Raw genomic sequence first — 11,462 nt, 5'->3', positions numbered from 1 at the left:
TAGCCGGTATAAAAACTATTTTTCCTATCTATTCAATCTGACCTCGACTACCATAAGACGTAGACAAACCGTGCAAGGAAACTAATGTGCCACTGCCGAGTATTTATCAAATTCGACTTCTGCCGCTCATTGCCGCACTGGCTGTACTTATCGTTGGAATGGCTTATGGACTAGTTTTATTTGAGCAAGAAAAACAGCATCATGCGGAGAAGGTTTCATCAGCATTGTCTTCCCGTTTGGCACATATTACCGAGGGAGTCCGAGAGCGGGTTACTTTATATTGGTATGGGGTTCTAGGTCTTCGCTCTGCCATCTACGCAAATCCACAGCAGTTTAATTATCAAGCTATGCAGCAATATATTCAGTCTTTTAACTTTGAGGTTGAATATCCCGGTGCTCGCGGACTTGGGTTTATAAAATATATTCCTACGGCACAGCTCGATACCTTTGTTGCTCGCGCTCAAACTGAGCGTAGTGATAATAACTTTGCGATAAAATACTTAAACCCACACTCCGACAGTAATTTTGTTATTCAATATATTGAACCTGAGATAAATAATAAACAAGCCGTGGGACTAGATATCGGCTCTGAGGAGAATCGTAGAGCAGCAGCTTTGGAGGCAGCAACAACCAATTCGCCGAGACTTACCGCTCCTATTACGCTTGTGCAAGCTGACAACAAAATTAAGTATGGCTTTTTGATCCTCGCCCCCGTTTACAACACTCTTACAGATATTAGCGAGGAAACAATCCACCTTGATAACCTCGTCGGTTGGACATATTCACCACTACTTATTGATGAAATTCTCTCTACCTTGTTGTCTTTTAGACAAGATGTATCCGTTCAAATATCTGACGTCACTAACGCAGGAGCTGCAATCCCCTTTTACAACTCTATACCCAAAGGTACTGTGACAGCAACGCATATGTCAACCAAGCAGCTATATCTATTTGGTAGAGTGTGGGAGGTAACTACCTCTCCTACCCCAATGTTTATAAAATCACTAAACCTAACTTCTCCCAACTTGATACTCCAAGTCTCTTTACTGGTTTCATTTTTACTCGCCGTTATCACCTACATTATACTGTTGAGCTATCTTCAGCAGCGCCTTGCAGAAAAAGAGAAACTAGCGGTAGAGGCCGAGAAAGCGCTGTCACTTGGAAAGCTGAACTCATCTTTAGAACAAGAAGTAAAAGCCCGCACCAAAGAAATAGTCAAATATAGTCAACTTCATACAAGCATTGTTGAAGGCTCTGGGTACGCCATAATCGCAACCGACAAAAGCGGAAATATAACCCAGTTTAACCCCGCCGCAGAGCGCTTGCTTGGCTATAAAAAAGCTGAGCTAATTGGTAAATACTACCCAGATAGCTGTCACCTAAAAAGTGAAGTAATAGCAAAAGCACATGCCCTTACCGATGAACTGAAACAGCCGATCCAACCTGATTTTGAAGTCTTTATTGCAAAAGCGAAACAAGGCGAGGTAGACACTAGCCGTTGGACATACGTCACCAAACAAAATCAACATGTCCAAATAAAATTAAACGTTACTGCTTTGAGAGATGAACAAGGTCAAATCGATGGCTTTTTGGGGATCGCAAACGATCTTACAGAGCAGCTTAAACACGAATGGGAGCTATCGCAGGCAAAAGAAGCTGCAGAGCAAGCAGCAAAGGCCAAAGCAATGTTTTTAGCAAATATGAGTCATGAGATACGAACACCAATGAATGGCCTGTATGGCACCCTACAATTATTAAAATCAGAGCCGCTTAGTAACACTGCATCTGATCTTGTGGAAAAAGCCACTTATTCTATTAAAGCCCTAAATACAATTATTAACGATATATTAGACTTTTCAAAAATAGAAGCTGGCCGGATCGAGCTAGAGCAACGGGTTTTTGATATTGGTGTGTTGATAGAGCATTTGCACTCTGATTTTTTAGTACTAGCTAAAAATAAGGGATTAGATTTTAAGGTAGACATGATGCTTGAGCATAAGCATTGGTTGGGAGATGAGGTAAGGACGAGGCAAATATTACTCAATTTACTGTCTAACTCGATTAAATTTACCGAGTCTGGTCATATTAAGATACAAGTAACAACACTAGAAAATGAGACAGGTTTGCTTATCAAAGTGATAGATACAGGGATAGGCATGAGCGACACAACCATACAAAAGCTATTTTCCCGGTTTGAACAAGCCGATAAATCAACAACCAGAAAGTTTGGAGGAACAGGCTTAGGGCTATCAATTACTCGCTCACTAGTAGAACTCATGGCGGGTAAAATTAGCGTAGAAAGTAAACTTGGCCATGGTAGCGTGTTTACTGTCGAGCTGCCGCTACAAAGATCTACGCAAATAACAACTTCATCCACGCATACTGAAGACTCGGCACCAGATCTTAGTGGAGTTGCCATTCTTCTTGCAGAAGATAATCCAATCAATCAAATGGTTGTCCGTTCAATGATCAACAAATCCAATGGTGACATCACCCTTGCAAATAACGGAAAAGAAGCGATTGAGCTGGCTACTAAACACTCCCCCGATCTCATTTTAATGGATATTCAAATGCCAGAGATGGATGGTGTTGATGCCTGTAAATACTTAAAACAACATCACCCTCAAATTCCCATTATCGCTCTAACGGCTAACGCATTTGCAGAGGACAAAGCACTCTATGAGCGAGTTGGTTTTGACGGATATGTCGCCAAACCAATTGACCAAAATGAGCTCATTAATGTGATAGGCACTGTACTCAACTCTCGAAAATAACACCTTAGTATTATATAAAAGTATAGACATCATGAATTAATATAAAATAAATATCCCCTTTTTACTTTGCTGATGACTCATTTTTATATTAAAAAATGGCTTCTCAGGGCCAGTCTATAATGCCATATTCAAGTTATATTCCACTTAGTTTACTACTCATTCTTTGTGCATTTGAAGTTACCGCAACCTGTTTTAAGACGTTACGTGTTGGTTTAAATGAAATTTATTGGCCACCCTATATTGAGCACCAAGACAATACCTTATCTGGTCTTGAGATATCAGCATTAAACACCATTTTTACTCGCCCAGCGTATTGCCTTAAATACATAATTTACCCTTCATCAGCGAGAATGTTTGCAGAGATCAAAGCTGGTAATATCGACTTACTTGTTGCCGCAACTCAAACCCCAGAACGAGTAAAATATGCCCACTTTACTACAGCATATCGTCAAGAGATCATGGCGTTATTCCAACTAAAAGAAAACCCAAGAACCGATATGCATATCGAGTCGCTTCTACTTACAGACAATACCTTTGCCATCAATAATGGCAGCTACTACGGTGATACCTTTGCAACGTTGACTCAAAACCACAACAACGAGCAGGTTATCCGCCTCCCAAATGCGACACGGCGCTTTGACTTACTGCGGATTGGTAGAGTCGATTATGCAATTGAAGATAAGTTGGCTGGTAATCATTTGATCAGATCTTCTAGTTATACGGGTATTGTCTATGCAAATGTTGATGCCTTTAGCACACCAGTGCGTTATATGCTTAGTAAAAAAACCATCACCTCAGATGAGTTAAGTACGATCAATCAACTCATTAATGCGAAGCAAGCTGAGCTACATGCTTTATTTATGTCCGATACGAAAAGCGGCACTTTATAATATCAATTGAACAACCAGAGATATTGAGCGAAGCCATGACGATTGAGAAATCGCTTTCGCTCAATATTTACACCTCATTCTACTACGTAACATCAGCAAATAGCCAAACTCGGCTTGCCACATGTTACTGCAAGCGACTACATTTATTATATTGACTACGGTACTGCGAGGCAGATTTGCGACGCTCGATTGTTTTCATTCTTTGGCTGATTTGTATGATAAAAGCAGCTCTAGCTGATGACTCGACGCAGTTTGCACAAAAACTAGATGAAGCTAAGGACTATTTAACCGTTAATCCAGCTCACTCTCTAGTCATTTTGGATAGCCTAGAAGGCTTGTCAACCGCTCCTGTTGACCTTTATATTCAATGGCATTTACTAAATGCTCGTGCATCAGTTCCAACTAATCAGCAAGACCGCCTTTATGACTCAATCAACGCTGTTTTCGCTCATTCACATACAGTGACATTCAAAGCAAACCTTCCTACTGTGCTGAGTGCTCTGGGCATTTGGTTACGACACCAAGAATACTTGCAGGACGCTGAAATGAGTTTAGAGTGCGCGTATAAGTACGCAAAAAACGATCGCCAAAGATTATCTTTGATGAACAGTATCGCACTACTTGCACGCAACCAAAATCGTTATCAAAAAGCCCGTAACATTTATCACAAAGCACGTCAGCTTGCCATTGAACTGAAACAAACTCCTATCCTTGCAATGTTGGAGAGCAATTTAGGGAGTTTGGCGTTAGATCAGGGAAAAGTACCAGAGGCTGAGCAGTATTTTCGCAGTGCGCTACTCGGCTATCAGGCTATTGATAAACGAGCTGGACAAATATCCGCAGGGATCAATCTTATGTTTGTTTTTCTAATTCAAAAACATATTGTCAATTACGAACGACTACAAGGGCCAACTTCAACACTAACTAATGCTTTTCCAAATGTGGCAAAACAAGCGTGGTTACAATGGCTAGAAGCACGCTATCATCAATTAGAAGGTGAAATTATCAGTCAAGCAACAAGAGATGAACTGCAAGTCGCTTATACACAATTAGAGAGTGATAAGGTAAAAATACTGGTACATCGTTATTTAGCGAAGGAGCTAAGTGTTGACATCATCGCTCCCCAACCGATAACAGAAAAATCTTTTTCGAGTTCATGGTTTGCAAAGGTAAAACGCTGCCAATGGTAGCGGGGCATCAAATAGCATAATCGGCTACATTTAGCGCTAATACCAATTTTCTTAATTAAGTGGTCTATTTTGAGGCGAGAAAATCTTGTCGATAACCAGGCAAAAATTTCGCTATTTAGTTGTTCTAAATAAGAAATTTTTAACGCTGTTAGCGTCAGATTTACTCCTTCAAATTGAGCAAGTATTAAGTCAAATTGGTATCCGCACGTTCTTACCCTCAGTCACTGAACATAAAAAAGGCCACCCATTTTGGTAGCCTCTTATAAGTCGCTCACTTTTACCCTCAAGTATTAAGCCGACTTTGGTATTGCAAGCGGATCCGAGGTTTACTCAGCCGCTTTCGATACCATCACCATAGCAGGACGCAATAAACGGCCATTTAGAGTGTAGCCTTTTTGCATCACGGCTAGCACAGTATTTGGCGAAACGTCGTTACTTGGCTGAATAGACATAGCTTGATGTAATTCGGGGTTGAACGCTTCACCTTGAGGGTTTACAGCCTCAACGCCAAACTTTGCCAACGCATCAGCAAAAGACTTAATCGTCATATCGATACCTTCCAACACAGGCTTAAGCGTTTCATTTTCTTTGTCAGAAAACTCAATCGCACGCTCTAGGTTATCAATGACGGGTAGCAATTCATTTGAGAATTTTTCAAGTGCGAACTTATGCGCTTTTTCAACATCTTGAGCTGCACGACGGCGTACATTTTCTAGCTCTGCTGCGGCGCGAACTACGCTGTCTTTTTGCGAGTCAATGGTCTGCTTAGCCGTTTCTAGCTGCGCATACAAGCCAGCAATTTCTTCTTCTGGGCTCAACTCACTCACATTTTCAGCTTGTTCTGATTGTTGCTCTTGTGCTTCAACCGTTTCTGCTTCCACTTGCGTTTGTTCTTGATCAAGCTCTTGCTCTGTGGCTTTTGTCTGCTCAGACATGTGATTATTCTCCGATTCTTTACAACTGCCGTAATTATGGGGATTGAAATGAGAGTTTCAACCCTTTACTGAGGCAATTTTTTGAATTCAGTTAAGATTGCCTCAATCTTCGAGTCTGCGGGACAAATCGCGCAGAAACGACTTTGATATTGTCCTTTAGAAAAATAGGGCACACTTAGTACAACTACCCGACCTAAATCAAGCATACTCAGCTCCTCCCCCAATAATACCGATACGCCATCTTTAAATGCTAAGCGATCTTCAACCTGCTCTAAAAAACCAACGCCAATGTTAATTTCTTTATCCAGTTCTAGGCGGTTATATAAATAACGCTCGCCCACAACAATTGCGTTGTCAGAGCCCAGTTGCTGACTTAATTGCTTTGTCCACTGTGCCAAAATATGATGACAGCTTGGTGGCGCACTATGTGCCATCGCCCGCATCCGATGCAGTCCTTCAACCAAGTTCTGTTGGCTAAACACGGTATTCATCCACGCCGCAAACTGATAACGCAGCGCGTCGGAGTCATCAACGGGTTTATCAATACAAATATTGTGAGACTGCCCAGCCCTGTCTATTAACAGCACCAACCAATTTTTGCGATCAAAATCGAGTACTTCTACACGAAACATCTGCTTGCTGCTAACTTGTGGTAAACCAACGCAGCAACAGACCTGAAAGTTTTGGCTTAGTAAATGGGCAAACGAAACAATCGCTGACTGGTCAGGTTGCCAATGTACAGCCACGTCAGTCAGTGGGAAAAACTCTTGTAACCAAAATTTTACCCCTTGATCCGTCGGTACGCGTCCAGCTGAAGTATGCGGTGAATATAATAAGCCCTTATTTTCAAGGCGTGCCATCGAATTGCGTACAGTAGCAGAGCAAATAGAAAGCCCATCTTGCTGTGCAATTTTGCTTGATGCAACAGGTTGGCCATCACCATTACAGTAATGACGCATAACCGCGCACAGAATTTGTTCATCTCTAGGATTCAGTTTCATAAATATTTTAATATGGGTGTCAATTGTCAGTTTCAAGCACTACGCTTTTAAGATAATCTTGCTATAAAAATATCAAGGACAAATGACTGAATGACGACCACGTTTAACACTATCGGCTTAATTGGCAAACCCAACCATGAGGGTGCGGGAACGACCTTACAACGACTTTATACTTTTTTGCAAGCATTAGGATATGAAGTACTCGTTGAAGATCGTGTCGCTGATCAGATTAAAACCCTAGATGAAACGTGTGTTGTCGAATTAGTTGAATTAGGAAAACGCTGCGATTTGGCAATTGTTGTAGGTGGCGACGGTAATATGTTAGGTGCAGCAAGGGTACTTGCTCGCTTTGATGTTGCTGTGATAGGGGTGAATAGAGGAAACCTCGGTTTTTTAACTGATCTCAACCCCGAAGGGTTTGAAGCGCAGTTAGAAGCGGTACTAAGTGGTCAATTTATTGAAGAGTCCAGGTTTTTATTAGAAGTTTCCGTATACAGGCATGACCAACTCAAAAGTGCAAATTTAGCAATGAATGAGGCGGTGCTTCATGCTGACAAAGTCGCGCACATGATTGAGTTTGAAGCCTTCATCGACGATGATTTTGTGTTTTCTCAACGTTCCGATGGTCTGATAGTATCCACACCAACGGGGTCGACGGCTTACTCATTATCCGGTGGCGGGCCTATTTTGACACCCGAGCTTAATGCCATGTCATTGGTTCCCATGTTTCCCCATACACTGTCTAGCCGGCCACTTGTTGTTGATGCTGACAAAGAAGTTAAATTAAAGTTGAGCTTGGAAAATACCGATAGCTTACAGGTAAGTTGTGATAGCCATGTAGTACTTGCAGTCTTGCCCGGAGATGAAGTGGTTATAAAAAAAGCAGAGAAAAAGCTTAGACTTATCCATCCTAAGTGTTACTCCTACTACAATGTTCTTAGGCAGAAATTAAATTGGGGCAGTAGGCTTTACTAAGTACATAAAGTTACGCAAAATAACCTTGGTTAATTTTCTAAATTAGGTAAAAAATAATAAAATGGCTTACGTTGTATTTTTCACATTAGCGCTGCTTATCACTATACTCTCCGTGTATTTAGTGATTGAAAACAATAGAAGAAAAGCCCGTGAAGCTGAAAAAAAGGCCTTTAATGACCGTCTTAAAGTAATAAGCAACCACTTTAAACAGAAAGTAGCAGAGTTTGTAGAAGCAAAGATCTTGCGGCCCAAATATGCCCCGCAGATCAATGCAATTGTCGGTAATTTTTTTGTTGTGCAACCGCACTCTGAGGAAAACCTCGCTCAACTCGAAAAAGTCAGTGAACTATTCATTTATTCAGTCACGAACGAGTTAAATAAGTGCAGACAAAACGGCAATATAGATTTACTTGCCGAACAGCTACAATATTTTGTTGCAGAGTTGCCAAACGCAGGGATCGCATATAATCGCGATTTTTATCGTGAGATTTTACCTGCACTCATTGCACGTATTCAAACACCAGACACCCCCACTACTTTGCAAGATGATGAAGCCGAAAACATCCAGAACCCAGCAGTGGAAGCGCCAGAACCACCGACGCAACAAAAACAATCAGCTCCGGCTATGAAAGAGCGCGCACTCAGCTGAATACACTTAATAGTGTCGCTTAATATCTGAAAGAAATTTTATGATATAAGTTGCTAAACACCCAAATACTGTATAAATTAACAGTGATCATTTGTTAAGGTGTACAGTATGCTTTTGGCTCTGAATATACAAAATTTTGCTATTGTTAGTGCGCTAAATATCGACTGGCATTGCGGTATGACCGCAATAACTGGTGAAACAGGCGCTGGTAAATCTATCGCTATTGATGCGCTTTCTCTTTGTCTTGGCGAGCGAGCTGATCCTGCAGCAATCCGTCCGGGCAGTGAAAAAGCCGATATATCAGCTCAGTTTGATGTGTCTCAGCTCCCAGCAGCTAAGCGTTTTCTTACCGAACATATGCTAGAAAATGAAGAAAATGAATGTATTCTTCGTAGAGTGATCAGTAAAAATGGGCGCAGTAAAAGCTATATCAACGGCTCACCTGTCACGGTTGGTCAACAAAAAGAGCTTGGGCAGCACCTAATTGCTATTCATGGGCAGCATGCTCATCAGTTGTTATTGAAGCCTGAATATCAGTTACAGTTACTAGATGCTTATGCTAATCACACCACGCTCTTGCAAGCAGTTAAGGGACAATATAGTCACTATCACAAGCTACAAAAAGAATATGTCGATCTTCAAAAGTCACAACAGGCACAAGCAGCAAAAAAACAACTTCTTGAATATCAAGTCGCTGAGCTTGATGAGTTTGCTTTACAAGAAGGTGAATATGAAGATATTGAGAGTGAACATTCACGCCTAAGTCATAGCCAAACAATTTTAGAACAGTGCCATCGCGAATTATCTCGTCTATATGAAAATGACGAGCAGACTGTATTATCGCAACTACAGCAAAGCGCTCAAGTATTTTCTGAACTTACCAGCTTTGATAAAACCCTTGAAAACATTGCGCAAGTGCTTGATGAAGCAGCAGTTCAAGTAGAAGAAGCCAGTAGAGAGATCCGCAGTTATTCCGACTCAGTTGAGCAAGATCCGATGCGACTACAGGAGCTAGAAGATAGACTTTCACAAGCCTTAGATTTGGCAAGAAAACATCAAGTTCAGCCTGAGTTGCTCTATCAACATCACCAAGCACTGCAACATGAACTTGAGTCTATTACCTCTGACTCCGCAAGACTCGATGCGCTAGAAGAAGAAATAGCTGAAGCGATTAACGCCTACAACCAAGCTGCTCATGGATTAAGCCAAAGTCGCCAGCAGGCCAGTGCATCTCTTAACGAGCGTATCTCTGCGAGTATGGAAGAACTTGCAATGGGCGATGGCCAGTTTGAGATCCAGTTAACACCTAACCTAGGTGGAAAGCCGAGTCCACTTGGATATGATCACATTGAGTTTTATGTCTCTACAAACCCTGGACAGCCTTTACAGCCTATGGGGAAAGTCGCCTCAGGTGGAGAGCTATCGCGGATCAGCCTAGCCATACAAGTTATTATCGCAACACGCGTCACCACCCCTACTTTGATTTTCGATGAGGTGGACGTCGGTATCTCTGGGCCGACAGCGGCAACAGTAGGTAAATTACTGCGCCAACTTGGCCAGTCTACACAAGTAATCTGCGTTACGCACTTACCACAAGTAGCGTGCAGTGGTCACAACCAATTTTTTGTCGCAAAGCGAGTTGAGAATGGTGAAACCTTTACCAAAATGACGCCGATGGCACATAACGAACGTATCGATGAGATCGCCAGATTAATCGGTGGCGATAGAATAAGTGATACAACAAGAGCGAGTGCAAAGGAACTATTACAAGTACAAAGTGCGTGAATGCCACTTTTGACTTGAACGATTTATCATAAAGATAACTGGAGAATAAGTGCAGCGGTAACTTTGCATTGTGTGGCATGACTAACGATATACGTAGTTATGCCACTCTGTATGTAAAAACTGAGTTGTGCATTTGGCTATGGCCTTTTCTAGGCTAAGTGGTGATTCACTTTGAGCCAATGCCTTTAGATAACTTTGTCTTTGAGATATTTCGGTTAAAACTTGCTCCGCTCCAGAAATTGGATTTCCATGGGAGAGTAGTAACGTTAGCTCAGCGTAGCTTTTTAATTTTTCAAGAGAATCAAAATGTGCTTGTGCGCCACTAATATGAACAGCTGGCAAAAGTGCTTCAGATTTATTTGACGTCATAATGTCATCAGCTACGTGGATGTATTTATCATTGATGATGGTATACAAACCACACTCCACATGCCCAGAAATAAACTCAAATTTAAAATCGAACTCACCGAAATGCAAAACCGAGTTTTCATTAAGCTCGTTGAGCCCCTCAAAATAATGATGCTTAGTTTTATCTATATATTTATTTAGTGTATTTTTATAATGGTGATTTCCATATAGTTCTGGCATTGCAAGCGCTGGCAGACCAGAGATATGATCCGGGTGGAAATGAGAGAATAATACCTGCGTAATATTAATACCCTGGCTGTTTAGATCTTCATGAACAGCTTTTCCATGTGCTTCAAATCCGGTATCAAGGAGCATAGCCGTGTTGTCTTCAATAAAAGCATAAATATTATAGCCAACATGATCCCCTTCAAATGGTGGAAATTGATAGAGGTACAAGTTTTTAGTTATTCTGAATTTTTGCATTTGTTATTTTTCATTCCTTTCTATTCTTTTTTGTACGGAGTATAGTGTGAGCATTATAAAAAAACCATACTATAATACCAAATCAGCCTTAATACTTGCGCAGTTTTAAGGGAATAAGCCTGACGCTAGCTGTGTTGGAAACTTCTTATTTTAATAACTAAAGAGCAAAGGTTTTGTCTTGTCTCCATGGATGTTGGTACTTCGAAGGTAGCAGTGCTATCGATAAGATTTTCTGGCCTAAAAATAGATTGATTAATTAACGTACTTGGTATTAATTCACTGATATTCATCTCTTAAATTACTGAGCTTTAGAGTAATAGCCCCCGAATTCAGATAATAAGTGCACCACTCATGGTTAATCGGTGAGGAGAGATCAACTGCCTGTTGGTGGTACTCTGTAATCGCCAAAAAACAAGAGTAGTTACCATGAGT

At 41.2% G+C, this 11,462-nt stretch carries 9 protein-coding genes; 6 read left to right on the top strand and 3 right to left on the bottom strand.

What is annotated here, in order from left to right; translation table 11 throughout:
• The first annotated feature begins 86 nt into the window (after positions 1 to 86).
• From HUZ36_RS05835 to HUZ36_RS05825, 3 genes are all read left to right on the top strand, one after another.
• A complete protein-coding gene (locus tag HUZ36_RS05835; protein ID WP_368659789.1) occupies positions 87 to 2,774 on the top strand; it encodes a CHASE domain-containing protein in 2,688 nt (895 codons plus the stop codon).
• Positions 2,775 to 2,893: 119 nt separating this feature from the next.
• Complete coding sequence (locus HUZ36_RS05830; protein ID WP_176032327.1) at positions 2,894 to 3,664, top strand: substrate-binding periplasmic protein; 771 nt, start codon at positions 2,894 to 2,896, stop codon at positions 3,662 to 3,664.
• Positions 3,665 to 3,879: 215 nt separating this feature from the next.
• Positions 3,880 to 4,854, top strand: a complete 975-nt coding sequence (locus tag HUZ36_RS05825; RefSeq protein WP_444428303.1) for a tetratricopeptide repeat protein — start codon at positions 3,880 to 3,882, stop codon at positions 4,852 to 4,854.
• A 326-nt stretch (positions 4,855 to 5,180) separates the two neighbouring features.
• Here the strand turns inward: HUZ36_RS05825 and grpE are convergent, their stop codons facing one another.
• Together grpE and HUZ36_RS05815 are read right to left on the bottom strand one after the other, a co-directional pair.
• A complete protein-coding gene (gene grpE / locus HUZ36_RS05820) occupies positions 5,181 to 5,789 on the bottom strand; it encodes a nucleotide exchange factor GrpE (RefSeq protein ID WP_176032325.1) in 609 nt (202 codons plus the stop codon).
• A gap of 65 nt (positions 5,790 to 5,854) precedes the next feature.
• Positions 5,855 to 6,790, bottom strand: a complete 936-nt coding sequence (locus HUZ36_RS05815) for an HrcA family transcriptional regulator (RefSeq protein ID WP_176032324.1) — start codon at positions 6,788 to 6,790, stop codon at positions 5,855 to 5,857.
• A 90-nt stretch (positions 6,791 to 6,880) separates the two neighbouring features.
• On the opposite strand from HUZ36_RS05815, the gene nadK reads away from it, so the two are divergent.
• The 3 genes from nadK (at position 6,881) to recN (ending at position 10,199) form a co-directional block, all read left to right on the top strand.
• Entirely contained in the window at positions 6,881 to 7,765 is an 885-nt protein-coding gene (gene nadK, locus HUZ36_RS05810; RefSeq protein WP_125252470.1) for an NAD(+) kinase, read from the top strand.
• A 61-nt stretch (positions 7,766 to 7,826) separates the two neighbouring features.
• Positions 7,827 to 8,414 (top strand): hypothetical protein, encoded by a 588-nt coding sequence (locus tag HUZ36_RS05805; RefSeq protein ID WP_125252469.1) that lies wholly within the window; start codon positions 7,827 to 7,829, stop codon positions 8,412 to 8,414.
• A 108-nt stretch (positions 8,415 to 8,522) separates the two neighbouring features.
• Complete coding sequence (gene recN / locus HUZ36_RS05800) at positions 8,523 to 10,199, top strand: DNA repair protein RecN (protein WP_125252468.1); 1,677 nt, start codon at positions 8,523 to 8,525, stop codon at positions 10,197 to 10,199.
• Positions 10,200 to 10,280: 81 nt separating this feature from the next.
• Here the strand turns inward: recN and HUZ36_RS05795 are convergent, their stop codons facing one another.
• Complete coding sequence (locus HUZ36_RS05795) at positions 10,281 to 11,030, bottom strand: MBL fold metallo-hydrolase (protein WP_147391323.1); 750 nt, start codon at positions 11,028 to 11,030, stop codon at positions 10,281 to 10,283.
• Positions 11,031 to 11,462: the final 432 nt, after the last annotated feature.

It is taken from the genome of Pseudoalteromonas sp. McH1-7, from assembly GCF_013366255.1.
Lineage (GTDB): Bacteria > Pseudomonadota > Gammaproteobacteria > Enterobacterales > Alteromonadaceae > Pseudoalteromonas > Pseudoalteromonas peptidolytica.
Note: the sequence above shows the minus strand (reverse complement) of the source record. Positions and strands in the feature narration are given on the sequence as shown.

Excerpts from the sequence above, each read along its gene's own strand:
- HUZ36_RS05830 (WP_176032327.1), top strand. The coding sequence starts at position 2,894 with ATGCCATATTCAAGTTATATTCCACTTAGTTTACTACTCATTCTTTGT.
- HUZ36_RS05825 (WP_444428303.1), top strand. The coding sequence starts at position 3,880 with ATGATAAAAGCAGCTCTAGCTGATGACTCGACGCAGTTTGCACAAAAA.
- grpE (WP_176032325.1), bottom strand. The coding sequence starts at position 5,789 with ATGTCTGAGCAGACAAAAGCCACAGAGCAAGAGCTTGATCAAGAACAA.
- HUZ36_RS05815 (WP_176032324.1), bottom strand. The coding sequence starts at position 6,790 with ATGAAACTGAATCCTAGAGATGAACAAATTCTGTGCGCGGTTATGCGT.
- nadK (WP_125252470.1), top strand. The coding sequence starts at position 6,881 with ATGACGACCACGTTTAACACTATCGGCTTAATTGGCAAACCCAACCAT.
- HUZ36_RS05805 (WP_125252469.1), top strand. The coding sequence starts at position 7,827 with ATGGCTTACGTTGTATTTTTCACATTAGCGCTGCTTATCACTATACTC.
- recN (WP_125252468.1), top strand. The coding sequence starts at position 8,523 with ATGCTTTTGGCTCTGAATATACAAAATTTTGCTATTGTTAGTGCGCTA.
- HUZ36_RS05795 (WP_147391323.1), bottom strand. The coding sequence starts at position 11,030 with ATGCAAAAATTCAGAATAACTAAAAACTTGTACCTCTATCAATTTCCA.